We start from the raw sequence: 23,991 nt of genomic DNA, 5'->3' as shown, positions 1-23,991 counted from the left end.
ATCACGAAAATGCCTGGGGTCAATTCTTTACCACCTCATCAGGCGGGGTAATCCTTCCCGTGATTGCTGATGCTGCCGCAACAGCAGGACTGCAAAGATATATCTCACTTTTGGGATGCCCCATGCGACCGGTAAAATTACGGTTGGTCGTAGATAACGCCCGTTCCCCTTCTGCCAAAATACCCATATGACCGCCAAGACACGGACCGCAGGTTGGGGTAGAAACTACCGCCTCGGCATCTATAAATATTTCAATCAAGCCATCCTGTAATGCCTGTCTGTAAATTTCCTGGGTAGCCGGAATAATAATAAGCCGAATGGAAGGATGCGCCTTTTTTCCTTTGAGGATTTTGGCTGCTATCCTGAGATCTGAAATTCTTCCATTGGTACAAGAACCGATAACTACCTGATCGATCTTAATTCCCGAAACCTCTTCCACGGGTTTTGTGTTTTCCGGTAAACTGGGGAGTGCTATTTGAGGAGAAATTTCTTCGGCATTGAATTCGTATGTTTTTGTATAATTACAACCGGGATCGCTTTGATACATCGCATATTTTTTGGTTACCCTGCCCTTTACATAATCTTCAGTGTTTTTATCAGACGAAATTATACCGCTTTTCGCCCCGGCCTCAATTGCCATGTTACACATGGCGAAACGATCGTCCATAGGCAAATTTGATATGGCGCTGCCTGCAAACTCCATTGCCTTGTAAAGGGCTCCATCCACACCGATTTTCCCAATCGTATAGAGGATTAAATCCTTTCCTGATGTCCAATTTTTCACCTTGCCGTGAAAAACGAATTTAATCGATTCAGGCACCCTGAGCCACACCTTCCCCGTAGCAAAACATGCAGCGAGGTCGGTGCTCCCGACACCCGTTGAGAATGCTCCGAGCGCACCATAGGTACACGTATGAGAATCGGCTCCTATCACAAGGTCTCCGGGCGCCACGATCCCTTTTTCCGGAAGCAGGGCGTGTTCGATCCCCATTCTGCCAATCTCAAAGTAATGTTTTAAATGGTGTTTCTCAGCAAAAACACGGAGGGATTTTGACTGTTGTGCAGACTTGATGTCCTTATTGGGGGTAAAGTGATCAGGAACCAAAACAATCTTTTCCGGATCAAAGACCTTTTTAATCCCTGTCTTTTCAAATTCTTCAATAGCGATCGGGGCAGTAATATCGTTACCCAGGCAGATATCCACATCTGCGTAAACAAATTGCCCAGGATGTACTTCCTTGAGACCCGAATGTGCAGCGATGATCTTCTCTGTTATTGTCATTTCCATAGATTGTTTTTCACATTGCAGTATGCTTCGTCTTTCTTTTTCTTTTTCACAAAACGCAAGCAACTGAGGATGATTATTATTCGAAAGATTGGTAAAGCGAATTCTAATTTTCAGAAAATCTTGTTCTATTCCACGATTTTAAAAACAAAGGGTCCTGTAAATATTTTTTATGACACTTGGTGCACAAATCGAAACGAAAGGTCTTATATTCTCCATCCTCCAATGGCTCAGCAGGATTCGATGCGCCATCCGGCCTCTCGCTTTCCTCTTCCCTTTCCCATATCTCTTCATCCAAATCTTCATCGTCATCCGCCATCTCCATAGCATCACAGGCGGTATATACCTCAATTTTCACCACATAGCGAATGTCTTCATCTGCCAGCAATGGTCTTCCGCACATATCGCAAGTATAGTGCACCATTCATGTTCCTCCAAGTAAATTACTATCTTTGTAAATACACACGTTGTAGTAAGAGTTCAAGCTACTTTAAGACACGAAGACACCAGGCATTTTCAGTAGCGAGATTAAACCGGTCTCCGAAATGTTGGTGGCTTTATAACCCGTTGCAGAGAATCGTTGCCACGGTGAATGTTATTATAGAAAGCCTTTTTCAGGCCATCGCCCTGAGCCTCTTGATTCGTTCTTCGATTGGTGGATGAGTACTAAAGATTGTAACAAACGAACGACCGCTTAATGGATTCACAATAAACAGATGCGCCGTAGCCGAACTTGCACCGATAGGCCTGGCCACTGATGCCTGTTGCAGTTTCTCAAGGGCGCTGGCCAGCCCCAGCGGATTCCCTGTTAATAATGCGCCTCCCTTATCGGCTGCGTACTCCCGCGAACGGGAAATCGCCATCTGAATTACAAGCGCAGCAATGGGGGCCAAAATGGCTACCAATAACATTCCGAGACCTCCCCCCCTGCTATCTTCTTCATCCCTCCCGCCATATCCCCCAAAAATAGCCGCCCATCGGGCCATATTTGCCAGCATCATGATAGCGCCGGCAACCGTTGCAACAATGGTAGATATAAGTATATCCCGGTTCCGAATATGGGATAATTCGTGTCCTAAAACTCCTTTGAGTTCTTCGAGTTTCAGAGAATTAAGCATCCCCTCGGTAACTGCCACTGCAGCATGGCTGGGATTTCTCCCCGTGGCGAAGGCATTCATGGCATTCGTTGGGATGATATATATCCTGGGCATAGGTAATCCCGCATGCATGGTTAATTCCCTAACGATCCCATAATAGGCCGGCGACTCCTGCTCAGAAACCTCCCTGGCGCCATACATCTTCAAAACAATCTTGTCGCTAAACCAGTAACTAAAAAAATTCATCCCCATAGCAATGGCAAAGGCAAAGACCGCACCCTGACGTCCGCCGAACATACTGCCCACCCAAACAAGCAACAGCGTCAAGGCAATTAATAATACCGTTGTCTTAAAATAATTCATAATACTCTTTCTCCTCAAACAAACCGCAAAAAAACCTTTAGGAGAGGAATTCCATACTTCTGGAAAAGGTATTATTCCAAAACACCCCCCACCCGAAAAATCATTATAAGTATAGCCTATTTTTTGTCAAGGAATTTAATCTTATGTATTTTTCAGTGAAAATAAAATATTTATACAATTTGTTTTGAGCAAGGAGGTAGGAAAAATAGAGCGCCGTCCCTTGTGACCGGCATCGGATACTATGAAGATATTTGTTCAAGTTTCCTGTAGATAGCGGTCCTGACCGCATCGTACCGGGGTTGAACTTCTACAGGAAGGTTGGCAAATCGCGGGATTACTTCTTCCAGTTTATTTTCATGATAACTTATCTTAAATTCCGGGAATTTCAAGCCATGTGCAGTAGAAATAACAACGACTTTTTCCTCACGCCTTATCGCCTTTTTCTCCAGCAATTTTATTAACACTGCCAGGGCAACCCCCGTATGCGGGCAACTGAACAAACCGGTTCTGTCCGCTTGTGCAGAGGCATTAGCCAATTCATCTTCTGTTGCCTGCTCTACAATGCCATTGAATGCCTTTAAAACGTTGATAGCCTTTTTATAACTAACCGGATCGCCTATCTGGATAGCATTGGCAAGAGTCTTTTGTGCCTTCACCGGCGTAAATTCTTTAAACCCCTTCAGATAGCTAAGGTAAAGAGGATTGGCCTTGGCTGCCTGTGCACACACAATGCGCGGCAATTTGTCGATTAAGCGCAATTCCTGCATCATAAGAAAGCCTTTTCCCAGCGCTGCGGTATTGCCCAAATTCCCTCCCGGAACTATTACAACATCGGGCACTTCCCAATCGAACTGCTGGACTATTTCGATACTTACTGTTTTTTGACCCTCAATGCGAAGGGAATTCATGGAGTTGGCCAGGTAGATATTATTTTTGCTACATATCTCCTTTACCAGTTTCATACACCCATCAAAATCGGTATCCAGCGATAAAGTAAGCGCCCCATTGGCAATAGGCTGGATAAGTTGCGCGTGGGATACCTTGTTCTTTGGCAGAAACACTATGGCAAGAATACCCGCAGCGGCGCAATACGATGCAAGCGCAGCAGAAGTATCTCCCGTGGATGCACAGGCAACTGCTGGGATATCCTTCCCCTCCGCAATCATCTGCTTGACCATGGAAACCAGTACAGTCATTCCCAGGTCTTTAAAAGAGCCTGTATGGGCATTCCCACACTGTTTGATCCACAAGTCTTCCAAACCAAGTTCCTTTCCGAGCCGTTCGGCCCAGAAAAGGTTGCTGCCTCCTTCATATAAGGAAACTACGTTCCCGTTGTCGACATTGGGACACACCCATTCTTTCTTGCCCCAAACAGAACTCCCGTAAGGCCACTTGCTGCGTCTATACCGTTCATCAAACAACCTCTTCCAATGTTCGGGGGAGTGCCTGTGGAGTTTATCCATATCGTGCTTGACCTCCAGCAAATCTCCACACTTCCTGCACTGGTAGACAACCTCGTTCAGCTCATACTTTTCATTACATCCTGATATGCACTGGAACCATGCCCTGTATGGCATGAACAATTTCTCCTTTCAAAATATCGTATGGGAAACATTTACCGTCTTAATGCAAAAGACAGAATTGCCCAGAGAGCCGTAATGGTAAGGGTTAAAAAGCCAAGATTCAATCCCATCATCCAATAAATGATCTCTCGCTTGTCCTTTTCTGTTTTTATAAGTATCTCTGTCTTATCACGTTCTATTTTTTCATATATTTGGTCTACTCTTGAGGCAATTTGGGTGATTCTTTCTTTGAGAACGTCTTCATAAAGGGTCTCAAGCCTTGCAATTCTATGTTCTAATTCTTCAATTTCCGGCATGTTAGAATTATAAGATTCATATATCTAATTTGTCAAGTTTTTTCGAATAGATACAACACTGCAATACTGAAAAATTCTTATGAATAGTGAAAAACTATTTTAATTTTGACAAAAACGCTATCACTTTGATAAGATTCCCTGACATCATGTATTTACAAAATTTACTGTCAAAAATATTTTCATATTTCCCAAAAGTAAACGGGCAATCTATCCGGCGGGAGTTCAAGCATGCCTTTAGTATGGGAACGCCTCATAAAAATATAGCATTGAACGAACAGGAACTGGCCCTTATCCGGAAACTGGCAACGGTAATAAACAAAAGAAGAATCACAGTTCCAGCCACAATGTTTCTTGAATGTGCACAACCACTCAGTTATCTTGGAAGCCAGATGATGGTATTCTTCAGACCATTTTTAACCTTTTTCTTCACACCAGCAGAATACGATCTACTTCAGGATATACTTGAAAAGAGGGAAGGGATAAAAAAGATTATCGAGGAGTTAGAAAAGGCAACTATTCACCGCAAAGACGCAGAGTGCGCAAAAAGAAGATCCAAAATGTAAATAGCGGAAAGTGCATTTGCAATGGAATAAAGAATTGTCAATTGTTTTTAAAGCCGAGCACATTCTGTGCCTTTGCGGTAGGCTTTTACAAAAAAGAGGATCATGATGTGAATGTCATCATTGCCACAGACTGCGGGAGTACAACCACCAAAGCCATCCTGATTGAAAAAAAGAATGGAGTTTATCGGCAAACATTCCGTGGCGGGGCGCCTACAACTGTAGAAGCGCCCTTTGAAGATGTTACCCGCGGTGTGTTGAACGCCTTTACCGAGTTAGAAGAACTTTCTGGCCGGAAGATCCTGGATGGAGAAAGAATCATCACACCGGCGCAAGGGAATGTTGGCGTAGACATTTATGTATCTACGAGCAGCGCAGGCGGTGGCTTGCAAATGATGGTGGCAGGCGCTGTAAAGACCATGACCGCCATGAGCGCCCAGCGTGCGGCGCTCGGAGCCGGCGCCATTGTAATGGACGTTATTGCATCTAACGACAAACGCCTTCCTCATGAGAAGATAGATCTCATACGTCAATTACGACCTGATATAATATTACTCTCCGGGGGGACTGATGGGGGCACTGTTTCTCACGTGATAGAATTGGCAGAATATATCTCAGCCGCACATCCCAGACCTCGGCTCGGCATGACATTTCAGCTTCCGGTCATCTATGCCGGCAACAAGGATGTCCGCGAAAAAATAAAGGAAATTCTCGGCAAAAAAACCTCCCTCCACATTACAGAAAATATCCGACCTACCCTCGAACACGAAAACCTCATTCCGGCGCGCCAGGAAATCCAGAAACTTTTTCTCGAACATGTAATGGCACAGGCCCCTGGTTACAAAAAACTGATGTCATGGACCGGGGCGCCCATTATGCCCACCCCAGCGGCAGAGGGCCTCATTATGCAGGCAATCGCCAGAAAACAAAATATTAATGTCATTGGTATTGACATAGGCGGCGCCACGACGAATATTTTTTCTGTGTATGGCGAGGTATTTAATCGCACAGTGAGCGCAAACCTCGGAATGAGTTACAGCATCTCTAATGTGTTGGTTGAAGCGGGGCTTGAGAATATTCTGCGATGGATACCATTCGATATCGATGAATCCGATCTCAGAAACAGGATCAAGAACAAGATGATCAGGCCCACGACTATACCTCAAACACTGGAAGAGTTGAAGATAGAACAGGCTATATCCCGTGAAGCTCTGAGGGTATCCTTTGAACAACACAAATCCCTGGCAGTAGGACTCAAGGGAGTACAGCGGGAACGAGATATCTCCGAAGCATTTAAACAAGAGACTGTGGGTGAAACATTAATAAACATGCTAAAGCTGGACCTCCTGGTGGGCAGCGGTGGTGTGCTCTCCAATGCACCGCGCAGGGCACAGGCAATGCTTATGATGATTGATGCCCTACAGCCTGAAGGCATTACCAGGATTGCTGTCGACAGTATTTTCATGATGCCTCATCTGGGAGTTCTTTCAACGGTAAACGAACAGGCATCTACAGAGGTATTTGAGAAAGATTGTTTGATTCATCTGGGTACCTGCGTTTCACTTGTTAAAGGAAGTATCGGAAAGGCCAATGAAAAATGCATTTCCTATAAGATAACGATGCCGGATGGTAAAAAAACAGAAAATTCGCTTTCTTATGGGAACCTGAGCGTCTTCCCCTTGGGCATTGATCAGACAGCGGAAATTGAGGTCATACCGGCAAAAGGTTTTGATGTCGGCGCAGGAAAAGGGAAACCTATTGTGAAGAAGGTTTTTGGCGGAGTTGTAGGGGTAGTTATCGATGCCCGGGGCAGACCTATCACCCTAGCAAAAGATAAGGCATCAAGAGTGGAGCAACTACAACGATGGACCAAGGCCATTGACGCGTACCCAGAATAAAAAACCTTTCATTCTGGATTCAGATAAACACAGACTTCGGCGTAAGCTCAGTCGAACAATTATCAGGATATCAGATACAGATAAAAAAAACACATTGATAAGATTATGAATCATTTAATTCCCAATATACTATGACTCACGCTTATACACCCGGCTTACGCATATCTGAAAGAACCAGGGTCACAAGCCAACGTGTCCTTCCGTTACGGGGTGATGTTATCGTCGGAAAGGGTGATACTCTCAAGGCAGAGGATGTAGTAGCCAGTACCCATTTGCCTGGTAAGATACACGCCATTAATGCCGTAAATCGGTTGGGTATCCAACCTAAGGACATCAGAGAATATATGTTAAAAAAAGAAGGTGACGCAGTCCGGAAGGACGAGATCATCGCCGAGACAAAGCCATGGATTAAAATACTGAAGACCGTCCTGCTTTCACCTATAACAGGAACGATTGAAACCATATCAACAGTAACGGGACAAGTTCTCCTGCGGGAAACTCCAAAACCAATTCAAGTGTTCGCCTTCGTGGACGGCACGGTCACAGAGGTCATGGAAAAAGAGGGTGTAGTTATGGAAACAACTGCAACCTTCATTCAGGGCATCTTTGGGGTAGGTGGTGAAACAGTAGGTGAACTCGTGATTGCGGTTAATAAGTCCGATGATATACTTACTACCGACTGCATACTGCCCACTCATAAGGACAAAATTATCGTGGGGGGGTCTTTTATCCAACACGATGCTATGGACAAGGCAAGAAAGATAGGAGTAAAAGGCATCATCGTTGGTGGGCTTGACGACAAAAATCTCAAGAAATTGCTTGGATACGACCTTGGAGTAGCCATTACGGGCTCAGAAGAAATCGGTATTACTCTCATTATTACCGAAGGTTTTGGTCAGATACAGATGGCACAAAGGACATTCGAGCTTTTAAAATCCCGCTCGGGCGCTAAAACCTCTATTAATGGCGCTACGCAGATCCGTGCGGGTGTAGTAAGACCAGAAATTATCATACCTTATTCAAACAAGACAGCCAAAGAAGAATTAGACAAGCCACTCGACAGAGGCATGGAAATTGGGGACACCATAAGGGTCATCCGTGTACCTTATTTTGGAAAGATCGGCAAGATCAAGGCACTCCCCTTTTCTCCCCTGACCATCGAAACCGAGGCCACAGTACGCATCCTCGAGGTCGAGTTTCCCGATGGTTCCACAGCCATTGTCCCACGGGCAAATGTGGAGATGATTGAGACATAAAAATTTTTTTTATTGACTTAAGGGTAATCTGTGAAATAAAATGCTCTTCACAATCCGATAAAGGCAAACCCTGAGCGATCAGGGGGCGCAAAGTAAATGGGTCTTTAAGTTACAAGGAAGTAACGCGAGAAAGATAGCCTTACTGCCGAAGATGTTTATCGAATAAACATTTTTGCAGTAAGGCTTTTTTTTGCCGTTCAAAGCTTCATTTTTGAGATAACTTTATCTCTATGAGTGCCAATTATTAAGAAATTGTCGAGAGGTTACCTTTCGGAGGCTTAAATCTTGCCGGCAGTACAAAAGAACATATTTCAGCATGGAGTGAGGATATTTATCATATGAACTCATTAAGTTACAATTTTGATCTGATACGGCACCTCGTGCGTTGCGATTTTGCTGTGCGCTATAAGGGTTCGGTTCTGGGCGTACTATGGTCACCCATGCTCCCCTTAGCTCAATTGCTGGTGTTGGTTTTTCTCTTCCAGAAAGTTGTTCCGCTAAACATTGATGCTTACCCGGCTTTCGTTTTCAGTGCGTTACTACCGTGGACATGGTTTAGTACGTGTCTTAGTTCATCTGGTAGTCTTTTGATCAACAATCGTGGTTTGGTTCGGAGGCCTAATTTTACACCAGCAACCCTTATAATTACCAACACCTTGTCAAACATGCTAAACTATTTAGTAGTCCTGCCAATACTTTTTGTTATGTTAGCCATCTATGATAAAACTATGACATTGGCCCTTCTGATTCTTCCATTGCTGATATTGATTCAGGGTGTATTAATAGTTGGCCTAAGCCTGATCATCGCTATGCTAAACGTCTTTTATCGTGATGTGCAGCACATTATGAGCATAGTACTTATGCTTCTCTTTTACATGACACCAGTTTTTTACCAGCCGCAGGCAGTCAGTGAAAATTTCCGTATTTTATACATGTTTAGCCCGATTGCGGTGCTGATACAAGGCTACCGAGCGATTTTTTTTTACGGTACGTTCCCTGAATGGAGATCGCTCCTGTTTGCGGGCACAACAAGTATCTTCGTATGCGTCTCTGGTTACCTTCTTTACAGGTTTTTTCTTCATGATATTATTGATACCATCTAGTATGTTTGAGGTACAAAAATACGTTTCCAGGAAAAAACTATAGTATTATGACTATTCTAAAGATATAGTTTTGCATCAGAAACGAACTTATTTCAATATACTTCCATCGTCAGACTTAAGAGTATAATATGTCTGCAGTTCTAACAGTGAACTCTGTCTCAAAACGCTACCGGATTCAACGCAATCGTCCGGTTACCCTCAAAGAGTCAATAATCAGACGGTTTACAGGCCGTTACAACAGAGACAATGACTTTTGGGCGCTGCGTGATGTCACTTTTTCTGTGGAACAGGGACGGGCGCTGGGCATTGTTGGTCATAACGGTGCAGGAAAAAGCACCTTACTGCGTTTACTGTGCGGTCTGGGAAGACCTACCACCGGATGTATCCGTCGTGTAGGTCAAGTTAGTGGATTGCTTGAACTGGGAAGTGGATTCCATCCTGAGATGACCGGTCGAGAAAATCTTATGACGGGGGGCATCCTGAGCGGCCTTACAAGACGCCAGGTGCTGGCAAGGGAGGAAGAAATTGTTGCCTTTGCTGAACTGGAAGAATTCATTGATCAGCCGGTTAGAACTTACTCTAACGGCATGTATTTGAGGCTTGCCTTTGCCACAACCATCCATTTCGATCCTGACGTTTTGATCATTGATGAAGTGCTGGCGGTTGGCGATTCCCGTTTTCAGAAGAAATGCCTTGAACGATTGGCAGCTTTTCGAGCATCAGATAAAACCACAATCCTGACATCGCATGATTCTGGCCAGATCAGGAGTTTATGTGATGAAGTGCTTGTACTGGAGGAAGGGCGTATAGTAATGCAAGGGGATCCGGAAAGCGCTATTCGTTATTACAACGATCTTATGCGTCAGCGGACAGAAAAACGGGCCGAGAAGCTTTTTGGTAAAACAAATCAACCTAATACAGTAACTCAATATGGCAAACGTTTAGGAACTCAGGAAGCGGAGATATGCGCTGTCTATTTATATGACACACAGGGCAAAACTACTGATACAATAAGCAGTGGCGATAGCCTGACGATTAGCCTTGAATATAACATCACAAAACCCATGCCCGATATTGCAGTTATCTTCGGTATATACAATGAGGCAGATATCAAGTGTTTTGAAACCTATATTCTCTCTGCATGCACAACCTTTGGGCATATAGACCAGCACGGCAATTTTATTTGCCATTTGCCAGAATTACCTCTGCTTCCCGGCATGTATTACATCAACGTCGGTCTCTATCCTCTTGATTGGGATTATATCTATGATTATCACTGGCAAATGCACCCCTTACATATTTTAAGTAAAAATGGAGCAAACTCTGGAGATACGGGCGTTATTTCACTACGTCCGGTATGGTCTATTTTAAATATTCAAAATCAAACAATAGAAACAAATATCGCAACACAGAGAAAATAAGTTGTTTATCACCCAAAGGATGCATTAAGGATTATTTTAAGCAATTGTAGAGTTAAACAATGGACAAAAAAGGCAGACATCATATTGTTATTATAGAAGGGTATGAGGGGTACTGTGAATTTCTTTCAGATGAGACAGAAGAAAGAATATCCATGAGAGGATTAGGTCTTCCGGTTGAAGAAATCTCCGAGTATCTTGACTGCCGAATCACTATTCTTTGCTGGAGTGAGTGGTACCATTACGAAACAGGGAAAACCTGGGTACCGACTCCGGCAACACGTCCAGTATTACAACCAAACTTTGACACTGTGCCGGATCCTTTCAGATCAGAAAGGGTCAAACGGATTCCAATTCCTGCGAGGGACCCTGAATATTGGCTTCCGTTCGATGAAAAAGGCTTAAGCCCACGTTCTCACGGATTAATCAATGATGGGGGGCTATTATCTTTTGTTTCTTATTGTCTGAATAAAGAACTTCAGGTACTTTACAAAAAAGACCCATTTCAGGTTATTATCCTGCCAATGTGGGGCGGTCTCGGATATGTCTCACAGATGGCAAAGGCAACCAAGGTTCCCGATACGGTAGATGTGCCTTTCGTAGTTGCAGTTACCGATAAATCCGTTAACCGACAGATGGCTAATCAGGAAGGCATATGGATCCGCCATGCAATCATCCGGCGACAGATGGAAGATGTGTCATTGGCTTTAGCAGATCTTGTGCTAGTTTTTGGACCCAGAGGAAATAAGATAGCCATTGACGGCAGATTGCCCGAATCTTCACCCCCTGTTTTTGCACCACGTTTTATTGATAAACAAATACTTGATGCAATCTCTCATGCGTCTGCAGCATACACCACCGATACCCGCAAATATCCTGGATTTTTTCTCTACGAACCTCAGCAAGCCTCTTCGGGAGTACTAACGGCGCTTGACGCAGTTACTCTTTTAACAAACAAAGGAGTGTCATTTAAAGATCCGGTAATCAGTGCAGGACCGTCCATGGTCTTTGCCCCTATGAAACCCAGAGATTTTGTTGACTATTGGTCATCCCGAGGATTTGTAAAGGATCTGGTACGGGAACAACAATGGGAATGGAGAAGAGAATATCCACAACATCCATATCAAATCTTTCCTGTGCGTCTCTACCCAAGTTTTTTTGATCATCTCCCAAATGTCTGGCATGAACTTGCCAAAGGGTCCTTTGTGTTACTCTCTCCAGCGGCTGCAGAAGGATTGGCGCCGGGAGAAAACCTTCCTGAAGAGATTTTAATTCGTGGAGATCCTACTCCTGAGAATGTGGCAGATTTCATGGGGAAAATCATGGTAACCGATGTTGAAAAACTTGATCAGATAAGACGGGAACTGTGTAAGCGTATTATCAGCGCGCACTGTGGAAATACGCGGCAATGCCTGATCACAAAAACTACTGCAGCCTTAGAACAACTTCTTCATTCTCCCCATCAATCACAGAATCTGTCACGGGTAGCTCTTATGTTCCTTGATCGCCGCATTTCTCTCCGTGCACATGCAGAGGCGGATAAACCACCTTTATTACCGGAGCCCAAACCTCATACCAGGAAGGGAACACTAACGGTTGTCGTAACCTGTTATGAAATGGGGTCTTTGATAAAGGATGCCATTACAAGTGTTTGGGCATCTGAACGTCAGCCTGATGAGGTTCTTCTGATTAACGACGGGTCACACGGAAAAGAAACCCACTCGTATATAAGGGAACTTCAAAAAGAGGCATCTTTAAAAGGTCTTCCCCTTACAGTTATTCACAAGCAAAACCAGGGACTGGCAGCGGCAAGAAATACTGGACTTGAAGCAGCAAACGGAGAATTTATTTCCTTCCTTGACGGAGACGATATGATTGAGCCTCCTTTTTACAGGATTGCCCTTCAGATACTCGATAAATATCCACGTTTAGGTGGTGTTGCCGCCTGGGCCTTTATTTTTGGGAATGATATCCCTGATGGCTTCTGGAACGCTCCGCAGACGGAACTGCCCTTTCTATTTATTGAGAACAGTGTGATCGTTCCCTGCCTGACACGCACAGAACTTTTGCAGGGCCTCGGTAGTTACGATACTCGCCAGCGTTATAACTATGAAGATTGGGAATTAGGCGTTCGAATGCTTGCATCAGGATGGCCCATTATAACAATTCCCATGCACCTTACAAGATACAGGGTTCGCAGGGATTCACTTTACCGAAGCATGACCTCTGTGCAGAATCAGGTTATGAGGGAACTTATGTTGAATACCCATCGTGAAACGGTATCCAAATTTACCGTTGAAATTGCCATGCAATTAGAAAATCAATTGAAACAATATGTTTATACTGAACAAACCCTATCTGCACCCTATAACAATTCAAACCATACTCTTCCTTTACTTAAAATATTTTTACGTAAAACAGGAAGGATTATTACACATTTATTGACAAATTAGCGAACCATTATGAAACATCTTATAGTTTGTAGCGAATATCCACCGGCGCCAGGAGGCGGTATTGGGACGTATGGAGTCCATATTGCCCGGTTACTTGCCGAAAAGGGAGAAACAGTACATGTAATCGGTAAATTTTATGAAGGCTCCAATAGGCAGACTGAAGAACAGTGCAACGGGCGGTTAATTATCCATCGTCTTCCCTATATGAACTGTAAATCTTTTATGACTCACGAATCAAATTCCTTAATCAAATTTAAGAAAGTGAATCATCTTTTTAAATGGAGTCTTCACTCCCAATCTTTTTCCTGGCAAGCTAGCCTTCTTACAGAGAAACTTATTGAACAGGAAGGGATCGATATAATTGAATCACAGGATTATGAGGCGCCTTTATATTTTTTTCAACTTCGCCGGGCCATGGGATTAGGACCAAAAAGGCGTCCCCCCTGTTTTATTCATTTACATTCTCCAATTGAATTTATCACCCAACACAATGATTGGGATATTTATTCTCCTTCTCTTTTGGAAATAAAAAGGCTTGAGGACTTTAGTATCACGACGGCCGATGCCCTCCTTTGCCCCAGTCGCTATTTAGCCAACCAAGCAGAAGAGCATTACGGATTGCAGGCAGGGAGCATTCGGGTTATTCCATTACCAATTGGAGACAATCCCATCCTCGAACGGAATAAAGACACATGGGAATACGGAAAAATTTGTTATATGGGAAGACTTGAGCGACGCAAGGGAATAATAGAATGGATCGATGCTGCAGCAGGGGTTGCCCATAAATACCCGGATGTTCATTTTGAGTTTATTGGCGCCAATATTCTTGCCACAAAGAACATGAGTGGTGAAGATTTTGTAATGCGTCGCATCCCCGACGAGTTAAAGACAAGGTTTCACTTTCTGGGCCACCAAGAACGTTCTTTGCTTCCGCAATTTCTGGCTAAAGCACGTATTGCCGTAGTACCATCCCGTTGGGAAAATTTTCCTTATAGTTGCGTTGAAGCGATGTGTTCAGGACTACCGGTTCTTGCATCGCGTGAGGGAGGAATGGTCGAAATGATCGAAGACGGCAAAACGGGTTGGCTGGCAAAAAAAACTGAAAATAATGGCCTTGCAGAAGCCCTAGAACGGGCATTAGAAACACCTCCCAAAAAAATTGCTGAAATGGGGAGTAATGCATCAGCATCCATCCGCCAGATGTGCGATAACAAGAAAATCCTGGAAAGGCATTTAGACTTCCGCAGTCAAATCGTCAATCAAGGACCAAAACAATCTTTAAACCTGCCGGTAAATTTATCATGGTCTACAAGACCCCTTTATGAGAGGCAAACGCATAAGGTTTTGCAAAATAATTCCGAAAAAGGAATTGCCATTGTTGTTACCTGCTTTAATACAGCACAATTTCTTACTGAATGCCTGCAAAGCATTGAACAGCAAACACAAAAACCCGCTGCTGTAATTATTGTAGATGATAGATCTACACAAAATCAGGCATTGAAAACCCTAGCTATTGCGCAACAGGGAGGATGGCATGTTATTCTCAAAAAAAATGGCGATGTAACGCCGGCTAAGAATACTGGCATTGAAGCAATACTTAATTCAGGAACGAAACCCCTCGGTTTCTCTTTCCTCAATGCCCATGACAGGTTAAAACCTAACTTTATAGCCACCTGTGAATCTATTCTTAAAAGATCTCCAGAAGTTGGCCTTGTCTCCTGCTGGGCTCAGTATATTGGGGTTAAGGATAAAATTTTGACGAACTTCTGCCCATCCTTCCCTTATCAGTGGCTTTCAAATGAAGCGATTCCCTTTGGTGTCGTTCGCACACAGTCATTGCGAGAAGCCGGTTACTTTCGCTCCACAATAAGTGAGGAATATGACACGTGGGACCTTTTCAATGCAGTGATGGCTGCCGGATGGGCTGCTGCTACTATTCCGGAAATATTGGGAGAACTTAGACAGAGAAAAGAATCAACGTTGCATTTTGCGAATACAGGAGTTTGTGGAAGAACGCAGAGGAAACTTTTTGAAAGATTTCCAGACCTTATTAACCGCGATGCTAAGGAAATTGCCCTTCTTGCTCAGGCTTACATGGCAAATTCAGTAATTGCAAATTCAACACAAAATAAATTATTTCAATGTATTCTGGAACATATGTTACTTTACTTTTTTCATAAAGAAACTTTAAGGAAGGCTTTGCTGTTTTTTAAAAAAGTAAAAAATAAGACAACACGCATATTCCTATCTGGTTGTCAAATTTTATTTCTCATATAATTAACATGAAAAACAAGTAAAATGAATATTCTTATTTCTGCAATAATATGTACACACAACCGTGCCGAATATCTAGTGAAAGCACTTCAAAGCTTACTTGATCAAAATCTGCATAAAGACACGTACGAAATTATTATAGTAGATAATTGCTCTACGGATTCCACCGAAGAAGTAATAAAAAAGACTTTAAACAAGAACATCAGATACCTCTATGAATCGAAGCTGGGTCTCTCTTATGCGCGGAATACTGGTTGGCAGAATGCGCGGGGAAAATATGTTGCTTACCTGGATGACGACGCCATTGCTTGTCCAACCTGGCTCAGCAAAATCTTGGAGGTATTTGAAACGGTAAAACCAAGACCAGGCTGTGTAGGGGGAAAGGTAAATCCCATTTGGGAAGCCCCCAGACCCAGCTGGATATCGGATGAACTTTTAACCAGTCTCACGATTATTAACTGGTCTGACATACCACATAATTTAACCGACCTGAACCGGAAATGGCTCGTTGGCGCCAATATTGCCTTTCCAACCGCAGTTCTTAAACATGTCGGTGGATTTACCCATGACCTTGACCGTAAGGGCAAACACCTTTTGTCGGGAGGCGATGTTTTTCTTGAAAAGCAAATCCAGAAGGCAGGATATACTTGTTTTTACCATCCGGAGATAGCCATTCATCATCTTACACCCACGTCACGACTTAACCAACGCTGGTTTACTTGCAGATATTATTGGCAGGGGATTTCCGATGCTATCATGCAATTAATTGAAGAAACACCATCAATAGCAGAACGTATAAATTGCGCTGCTATTAAACTATATTCTTTATTGCAATCTCCACGAACAATTATAAATCTCATATTGCCGAGAAAGGACCCAAAGCGATTTACCGAAAAATGCTTCGCATTAATTACGGTTGGGCATATAGCAGGTTTGCTTGGAGCCGGGCGAAGGTAGAATAATTATGCATATATATTTGATCCATACTCGTTATCCTCATTGGTGCACTCATTCTGGTATAAATCAATTTTTAAAATACATTGATATAATTAATTATAAAATAAAAGTAAAACAGATACCAGACAATGACGAAGATTTTCCTGTACAGAATAGATTAATACGGAAATACTTACGTAACATTATTCAAAAACGCGGTATGAAATGGTATAAACTTAGTGATCTGACTGCTGAAATAAAAGCACTAGCCCACTGCTATTTTAGAAAGGTGGATATCATACATTATCTTGACGGTGAACATTCAGCACAGTTTCTTCCCGGATTACTGAAGCGGCTTCGTAAAATACGACCAAGGGTCGTTGCAACCTATCATCAACCACCAGAAATACTCGATTCACTTATTATTAAGGACGTCATCCGTAAGCACGATTGCATTACCGTCGTATCGCCAGAGCAAGTATCCTATTTTAGGGAATTTATAGACCATGATAAAATCCATTTAATTCTTCATGGTATAGATACTGACTATTTTAAACCCCGGGATATTCCAAAAACGAAGGGGAAATTTCAGTGCATTACCGTAGGACACTATTTACGGGATTTCAAGGCAGTTAGACTTGTAGCAGAGAAGCTGAAAGATTTTCATGAAATAGGATTTAATGTGGTATCTTCACAGGCGGGAGAAGTGGAAGGTTTAAAAAACATCACCATATACAAAAACATAGATGATGCTCAATTACTGAAATTGTATCAACAATCAGATGTATTATTCCTTCCATTAGTGCAGTCTACTGCAAATAATGCCCTTCTTGAAGGGATTGCATGCGGATTGCCTGTGGTGTCAACCAGCCTGCCATCGGTAAAGGCCTATTTGCCAGGAAGCGAAGCCATCTTGATAAAAAACAACAACCCCGAACAATTATCAGAAGCCCTCCTGCACTTATTTCATAACCAGGATGAACGTGTTACTATGGGACAAAAAGCCCGTAAAAGGGCGGAAGAGCTAGCATGGCACACTATTGCTCCGCTGTATGAAGCAGTCTATTCAAAACTGGCAGGTAATGGTTAATTTCATAATAAATCAGGAGTAAATATGTTACTAGAAAGATTGATTAAAGACAACCCGCAATTCCATCTGCATGAAGGTGTCTCTACAAGCTGGGCTATTCACCCTGACACCTTACGCTTTCTTTACAGCATGTTAACACCCAGCATGTCAACATTGGAAACTGGTTGTGGGCATACAACCGTTATCTTCTCTATAGTAAATACAAAACATATTTGTATTACGCCTGATCTGGGAGAAGCTGAACGGGTACAACAATATTGCGCAAAATTAGGCCTCACAGAAAATATAACTTTCATTATTGAAAGTTCAGATAAAATCCTTCCACAGAATGGATTGATACAATCAGAATTAGATCTTATATTCATTGACGGAGCACATCGTTTCCCTATACCGATTATTGATTGGTATTACACAGCATTCAAGTTAAAGCCGGGAGGCATTGTATGCGTAGACGACTTTAAGATACCATCAGTTAAAATATTATATGATTTTTTAAGTATAGAGGAAGAATGGGAATTAATAAAAATCATGAATAATACTGCTTTCTTTAAAAAATTACAGGAACCAAAAAATGTTAATGATTGGACCGGCCAGAAAATTAATTTACCCTATTGTTATGATATAAATAAACGCAACAAAGAATCAATTATCAACAAGTTGAAACTTTCGCATCTGATAAAAAGGTTAAAAAAATTAAAAGGGTAAATATCATGTCAGAAAACAGACATTTGTTTTGCTCGAAACCTTTTACATGGTTTGAGATTACCCATTTAAAAAAAATCGGGGAGGTATTTCTGTGCTGTCCGGCATGGCTTGATACATCCATAGGAAATTTACAAGATCAGTCGATTGAAGAGATATGGAATGGTGAAAAGGCACAAGAAATACGGCGCTCAATTTTGGATGGTTCATTTACCTATTGCAATCGCTCCAGATGCGCTTTTTTACAAACGGTATCCGGGCCGGTTGAAAAAATTGAAGATGTTAAAGACAATGATTTAAAAACCGTAATAGAAAATGAACTCACACTCCTACCCTATGGACCGAAACAAATTATTTGTACATATGATAAATCTTGTAATCTATCCTGCCCTTCATGTCGAATAAATATTATTATAGAGAAGAAAAACAAGAAACAAATATTAAGAGTCCAGCACAAGATTCAACAGGAGGCTATGAAACATGCTAACTATTTACACATTACGGGATCAGGTGATCCTTTTGGCAGTCCTTTTTTCAGAAAATGGCTGCAAACTATGAAAAGAAAGGATATGCCGAATATTGATAAAATACATTTACAAACAAACGCGCAATTATGGACAGTAAAAATGTGGGATACGATCGCAAAGGATATACAACAGCTTATCAAAAGCGCAGATATTTCAATTGATGCGGCAAACCCGGAAACTTATGCAATCAATCGTAGGGGTGGGAGTTTCGCAAGGCTTCTTGAAAACCTCAAATTTATCAGCTCCCTTCGTAAAAACGGTCCCTTAGAGTGGGTAGGCATAAGCATGGTTGTTCAAAAAAACAACTTTAAAGAGATGCCTGATTTTGTGCGTCTTGGCAAGTATTTTAATTTTGATACCGTTTATTTTAGCCAGTTAGTGAATTACGGAACATACTCTGAAGAGGAATTTAGAAATAGGGCCGTTCATTTTCCCACGCACCCAAGTCATTATGAGTTTATTGACATTCTGAATGATACAATCTTTAATGAACCGTTAGTCCACTTAGGAAATCTAACGGAAATTGCATTGAGAAGATAATAATTATAAACACACACAGAAACAAAAACGTAAAGTTACGGGAGACTGACTCAGTGGCTGAAGGGTACACAAACCAGGATTGGAAAGTAATTGATTATCAAATGTATTGTTTGGACCCGGAAATAATTGATCGTCAAACCAATACTCAATTGCTATTCAGAGGACCTAAACCTCAAAAATTAGAAGAGGGCAAATACTTCGTATCTATTGGTGCAGCACAAACTTTTGGACGTTTTTGTGAAGAACCATATCCAACCTTACTGCAAAAGAGGCTTGGTATACAAACAGTAAATCTTGGCCGGGGAGGTGCAGGACCATCGTTTTTCTCAAAAGACAACGATAAACTATTAAAATATATCAACAGTGCCAGGTTTGCCATCATACAAATTATGTCGGGAAGATCTGAGAGTAATTCATTATTTACCAGTAAAGGTCTGGGATTTTACACGAGAGTATCCGATGGTACTCCGATTGGATGCGATGATGCTTTTAGAGAGTTATTAAAACAGCACGATAAAGATTATATAAAAACAATAATTACTGAAACCAGAAATAATTGGGTTGATAACTATAGAGAACTCCTGGAAGAAATTACCCCACCCAAAATATTGTTCTGGTTCTCCACCAGAAAGCCACACTATAAGGAAAAATACAAAGACATTCACACATTATTTGGAGAATTTCCCCAATTGGTTAATACACATATGATTAATCTAATACGAAAACATTGTGATGAATATGTTGAATGTGTATCAAGGAAAGGGATACCACATACACTTATTAACCGGTTTACAGGCAAGCCAATCACCATTGAAGATCCGTGGGGTGGTGTATGGGATAAGAATTGGTACTATCCTTCGCCCCAGATGCATGTAGCTGCAGCAAATACCCTTGAAAAGGTGTGTAAAAGGTATCTGCATCCAATTGGACTACAGAAAAGATCCAGTGTGTCTTTTAGTTTTAGTAAATGGCTATACAGAAAAAATACAATAATTTTATAGCTCCTTACAATAAAAAATGACTGTTGGAAGCCTCCTGAATCTAAAAGGTTTAATTTGTTTTCATTTAAAGAACCTGGCCCTTACTTTAGGAATACGTGATGGCCACTCAGATTATTGTAAATTTATTATTCTTACAAGAGGAAGATCCGGATCGAACTTTCTCCGTGGTTTATTAAATTCCCATAATCAGATCGTTACTTTCGGGGAATTGTTTCGTTCATACGATTCTATCGGATGGGATTTACCCGATTATGATAAATATCTGCAATCTAGGAGCTTAAAAACATTAATTCAAAATAACCCGGATAGATTTTTAAAAGAAAAGGTATTTAAAAAATTCCCAAAACAAATAGGGGCAGTGGGATTCAAAATATTCTATTACCATGCACAAAACGATTCCCGTAAAACTGTCTGGACATTTTTAAAGAATCAAAAAGATTTAAAGATAATTCACCTAAAGAGGAATAACACCCTTAAAGTCCTGCTCTCCCTTAAGAGGGCATTTAAAACGAATAAATGGACTGATATTACCGGTTCCGAGGAAGAAGATTTTTCTGTTTCGCTTGGCTATGAAGAATGTCTTCATGAATTTACCTGGGCGCAAGAGATTAAAAAACAATACGATATCTATTTTGAAAACCATCACAAGATTGACGTTTTCTATGAAAATCTATCCCGTAATTACGAAAACGAAATGAGACGCATGCAAGAGTTTTTAGGTGTAAATTATAAAATCCTTAAACCATCCACATATAGACAGACAAGACAACCGCTTTCTAAAATAATCACAAATTATTTTGAATTGAAGAAAGAATTTAAAAATACCCCATGGGAAGAATTCTTTGAGGATTAAATAAAACCACAAGTTTTATTTGTTAGATAAAAGGTATATTTAAAAAAAGTTCTGATAATGCACAGGAAGAAGTCAATACAACATGCCGATGAATAAACTATATAAAGAAGATTTTTACAGAATTCAAAAAGAGACCTCGAAAAGGTCGGCAAGGGAAATTATACCTTTGCTTCTTGGATTTATTCATCCTAAAAGTATCGTTGATGTCGGTTGCGGCTTAGGAACTTGGTTAACTGTCTTTAAGGAATTTGGCATCACAGAATGCCTAGGAATTGATGGTGATTATATAAAGAAAAATATGTTGCAAATTCCCCAGGAAGAATTCCTGCCGTTTGACCTCACAAAGCCTCTTCAATTAAACAGGGAATTTGACTTAGTTGTGTCCCTGGAAGTTGCGGAACATCTCCCCGCTGAATGTGCGGAAATTTTTATAGATTCAGTTACAAAACTTGGACAAGTTATTCTTTTTTCAGCAGCTATCCCTTTTCAAGGAGGAGTATGTCACGTAAATGAACAATGGCCTCATTACTGGCTAAAACACTTTAAAAAGAATAAATATTTAATAATTGATTGTTTACGGAAAGCAATATGGGACAATGAAAATGTAGAACCCTATTATGCTCAAAATATTTTTATCTTTGTTAAAGATAATTGCATCGGCAATTATCCTCTCCTTGAAAGAGAACTGGAAAATACGAATATCTCTCAACTCGCAATTGTCCATCCAAAAATTTATCAAAAGAATTCTAAGAAAATTGCAGCGGAGACATTGCCAATGACTGTAGAGGACGCCGATATAATCAAGATTGAGGTTACGGAGCCAGTAAACAATGTTGTCCCTCACACTTCCGCAAGGCGTCTCTTATGCCAAATCGAATTTATGGGGTCCTACATCGGCACACTTGAGTTGCCCATTTGCGATGGACTCGTTCCCGCATATGTCCTTTCAGATGCTATTGCAGCCGATTTTGCTTGGCCTATTGTTCGTCATTTTTTTGAACGCACAATCTACCGAAATATCCGTGTTAAGCATGAACCTGCTGGCTTATCCATTTACAAAGAAAAATTATGCCTTGTTGGCGGTCTTCCAAAAGACGAGCGTGCTCTATGGATACAATTACATGATCTGATTGGCTGGGTAATATTCTTACAGGAGGTGTGGGGCTGCCCTAATGTATCTCTAGAACATTTTTATCTGGACAGAGGCAATAAGCCACAAGAGAAATTCACGTACCGGCCACAAATCTTTTTATTTGAAGGTTCAAAAAAAGCCACAAGGTACTGTGTTAATGATAGCTGGCTGATAGTTGAAGTCAGTAAAGATATTTCTGATATGAGGGTTTCATGTCCTGAAATAAACGTACTGTTAACCGTGGGCGGAGCTGCAGTCGGAGCCGTAACCATTCCCATTACAGGTGATATACTCCGTGCCGAAGAATTACGTGCAATACTTACAAAAGCAAGTGGTTTTGAATTGTGCCGTGTTGCGGTCCGAGAAGGGATTCTTGGTAAGTCTGTCACAGATCCCCTGTCCCTTCGGGACCGACTTTCCCAATCGGCAGCAACCGTAAACCGATTTTCCAAAGACGGCTATTCTCTATTTACATTCGGAAATAACATTCGTGCGCTTGACTATGCTGCCTGTAAAACACTGATTCCTGACACATACAACCTGATACTCGGCCGGAACACATATGGATTGATTGGAACGAGTGCTTCCAGATGGACAACACTTCCGGCCGTTACTGAAAAAGATATCATTGATGCAGCACTGGCCAATGGAGAACCAATAGTCCGGGCATCGTCTCAAAATGGACACACTAAACGCATCATTCACTCACCCGATCTCATTTGGCATCAATTGTTGCAAAAACAAGAACCCTTTTTTAACCCAAATATTTCTCGTAAGATTCAACGGGAAAAAGCAACAGACACCTATCAGAATCACAGTAATGAAAACGTTGTGACCAATCAACTTCCGATCCTTTTGTATCACAGGATTTGTCCTGCTACGTCGCCAGCAACAGCAGACGACTCTATAACTCCGGAAACATTTGAAGAACATATCTCCAGCCTGCATAGTGCCGGATTCTATAGCATCAGACTGGAGGATTGGGGTGTGGCGATGCTTGAGAAAAAACCACTTCCTAGGCGGGCGGTTCTTCTTACTTTTGATAACGGCTACCTGGATTTCTTAACTTTCGCATGGCCAATTTTACGCCGTTATGGCTTCTCGGCGACAATTTTTATTGTCACTGACTGGGTGGAAACATTGCGTAAACGTGATAGCGAATACGGCGGGCAGATCCCCCTGCTCGGATGGGATGAAATTCGCACCCTTCAGACAGAAGGTATAGAATTCGGCTCCCATTCGGCCAGTCATCGTTCACTTACAAAACTCACCCACGAGGAAATTGTTCGCGAAGGAGCTTGTTCACGAGCAGCTTTAGGTCATGAACTTGGGGTGGCAGTCAAGGCCTTTGCATACCCATACGGGGCGACAAACAGAATAGTTCAACATCTCATAGGGGCATGTGGTTACATCTTTGGCCTGACCTGCCAGGCAGAAATAAGCAAACTGGATGATTCCCTGCTTGCACTGCCCCGTATCGAGGCGGGGGATTCCGATAACTTGCAAAGTTTCATCGCAAAGCTCGATGTTCATCAGATGTAATATCCTACTTGACAAGCGACCAATATCGACCTAAATCAATGTTTGGCATAGAACTTGCCAAATCCAAGAGAAGCTGCATGCA

Annotated in this window: 19 protein-coding genes and 1 riboswitch; of the genes, 14 read left to right on the top strand and 5 right to left on the bottom strand. The window is 41.9% G+C overall.

The window, feature by feature from the left end:
* Positions 1-19: 19 nt before the first annotated feature.
* The 5 genes from leuC to BROSI_RS07710 all read right to left on the bottom strand — a co-directional run bounded on the left by leuC (position 20) and on the right by BROSI_RS07710 (position 4,624).
* Positions 20-1,288 carry a 3-isopropylmalate dehydratase large subunit gene (gene leuC / locus BROSI_RS07730; RefSeq protein WP_052563164.1) on the bottom strand — a complete coding sequence of 423 codons (1,269 nt, stop codon included), beginning with the start codon at positions 1,286-1,288 and terminating at the stop codon, positions 20-22.
* Positions 1,289-1,391: 103 nt separating this feature from the next.
* A complete protein-coding gene (locus BROSI_RS07725) occupies positions 1,392-1,709 on the bottom strand; it encodes a hypothetical protein (protein WP_052563163.1) in 318 nt (105 codons plus the stop codon).
* 190 nt (positions 1,710-1,899) lie between these two features.
* Positions 1,900-2,745, bottom strand: coding sequence for a zinc metalloprotease HtpX (gene htpX / locus BROSI_RS07720; RefSeq protein ID WP_102046788.1), 846 nt, complete (start codon positions 2,743-2,745; stop codon positions 1,900-1,902).
* Positions 2,746-2,984: 239 nt separating this feature from the next.
* A complete protein-coding gene (gene thrC / locus BROSI_RS07715; protein ID WP_052563162.1) occupies positions 2,985-4,322 on the bottom strand; it encodes a threonine synthase in 1,338 nt (445 codons plus the stop codon).
* A gap of 38 nt (positions 4,323-4,360) precedes the next feature.
* Positions 4,361-4,624, bottom strand: a complete 264-nt coding sequence (locus tag BROSI_RS07710) for a hypothetical protein (protein WP_052563161.1) — start codon at positions 4,622-4,624, stop codon at positions 4,361-4,363.
* 239 nt (positions 4,625-4,863) lie between these two features.
* On the opposite strand from BROSI_RS07710, the gene BROSI_RS07705 reads away from it, so the two are divergent.
* The 14 genes from BROSI_RS07705 to BROSI_RS19020 all read left to right on the top strand — a co-directional run bounded on the left by BROSI_RS07705 (position 4,864) and on the right by BROSI_RS19020 (position 23,909).
* Entirely contained in the window at positions 4,864-5,187 is a 324-nt protein-coding gene (locus BROSI_RS07705; RefSeq protein WP_157842431.1) for a hypothetical protein, read from the top strand.
* 107 nt (positions 5,188-5,294) lie between these two features.
* The gene (locus BROSI_RS07700) at positions 5,295-7,082 is read left to right on the top strand and encodes a glutamate mutase L (RefSeq protein WP_052565710.1); all 1,788 of its coding nucleotides are present in this window, start codon (positions 5,295-5,297) and stop codon (positions 7,080-7,082) included.
* Positions 7,083-7,213: 131 nt separating this feature from the next.
* A complete protein-coding gene (locus BROSI_RS07695) occupies positions 7,214-8,338 on the top strand; it encodes a hypothetical protein (protein ID WP_052563159.1) in 1,125 nt (374 codons plus the stop codon).
* Positions 8,339-8,390: 52 nt separating this feature from the next.
* Positions 8,391-8,488, top strand: a riboswitch (cyclic di-GMP riboswitch).
* A 188-nt stretch (positions 8,489-8,676) separates the two neighbouring features.
* A complete protein-coding gene (locus BROSI_RS07690; protein WP_052563158.1) occupies positions 8,677-9,441 on the top strand; it encodes an ABC transporter permease in 765 nt (254 codons plus the stop codon).
* A gap of 128 nt (positions 9,442-9,569) precedes the next feature.
* Positions 9,570-10,862: an ABC transporter ATP-binding protein gene (locus tag BROSI_RS07685; RefSeq protein ID WP_052563157.1), complete on the top strand. Its 1,293-nt coding sequence runs from the start codon at positions 9,570-9,572 to the stop codon at positions 10,860-10,862.
* Positions 10,863-10,921: 59 nt separating this feature from the next.
* Positions 10,922-13,312, top strand: coding sequence for a glycosyltransferase family 2 protein (locus tag BROSI_RS07680; RefSeq protein WP_052563156.1), 2,391 nt, complete (start codon positions 10,922-10,924; stop codon positions 13,310-13,312).
* 9 nt (positions 13,313-13,321) lie between these two features.
* A complete protein-coding gene (locus tag BROSI_RS07675) occupies positions 13,322-15,589 on the top strand; it encodes a glycosyltransferase (RefSeq protein WP_052563155.1) in 2,268 nt (755 codons plus the stop codon).
* A gap of 21 nt (positions 15,590-15,610) precedes the next feature.
* Entirely contained in the window at positions 15,611-16,543 is a 933-nt protein-coding gene (locus BROSI_RS07670) for a glycosyltransferase family 2 protein (RefSeq protein WP_052563154.1), read from the top strand.
* Positions 16,544-16,550: 7 nt separating this feature from the next.
* Positions 16,551-17,612, top strand: coding sequence for a glycosyltransferase family 4 protein (locus tag BROSI_RS07665; protein WP_052563153.1), 1,062 nt, complete (start codon positions 16,551-16,553; stop codon positions 17,610-17,612).
* A 24-nt stretch (positions 17,613-17,636) separates the two neighbouring features.
* Positions 17,637-18,317, top strand: coding sequence for a class I SAM-dependent methyltransferase (locus BROSI_RS07660; protein WP_052563152.1), 681 nt, complete (start codon positions 17,637-17,639; stop codon positions 18,315-18,317).
* A 5-nt stretch (positions 18,318-18,322) separates the two neighbouring features.
* On the top strand, positions 18,323-19,381 hold the full coding sequence (locus BROSI_RS07655) for a radical SAM/SPASM domain-containing protein (protein WP_052563151.1): 1,059 nt from the start codon (positions 18,323-18,325) through the stop codon (positions 19,379-19,381).
* Positions 19,382-19,434: 53 nt separating this feature from the next.
* Positions 19,435-20,382 carry a DUF6473 family protein gene (locus BROSI_RS07650; RefSeq protein WP_200891719.1) on the top strand — a complete coding sequence of 316 codons (948 nt, stop codon included), beginning with the start codon at positions 19,435-19,437 and terminating at the stop codon, positions 20,380-20,382.
* Between the two features lie 16 nt (positions 20,383-20,398).
* Positions 20,399-21,235, top strand: coding sequence for a sulfotransferase (locus BROSI_RS07645; protein ID WP_052563150.1), 837 nt, complete (start codon positions 20,399-20,401; stop codon positions 21,233-21,235).
* Between the two features lie 82 nt (positions 21,236-21,317).
* On the top strand, positions 21,318-23,909 hold the full coding sequence (locus BROSI_RS19020; protein WP_082059105.1) for a polysaccharide deacetylase family protein: 2,592 nt from the start codon (positions 21,318-21,320) through the stop codon (positions 23,907-23,909).
* Positions 23,910-23,991 lie beyond the last annotated feature (82 nt).

It is taken from the genome of Candidatus Brocadia sinica JPN1 (assembly GCF_000949635.1).
Taxonomy (GTDB): domain Bacteria; phylum Planctomycetota; class Brocadiia; order Brocadiales; family Brocadiaceae; genus Brocadia; species Brocadia sinica.
This window is presented reverse-complemented; position numbering and strand designations above follow the sequence as displayed.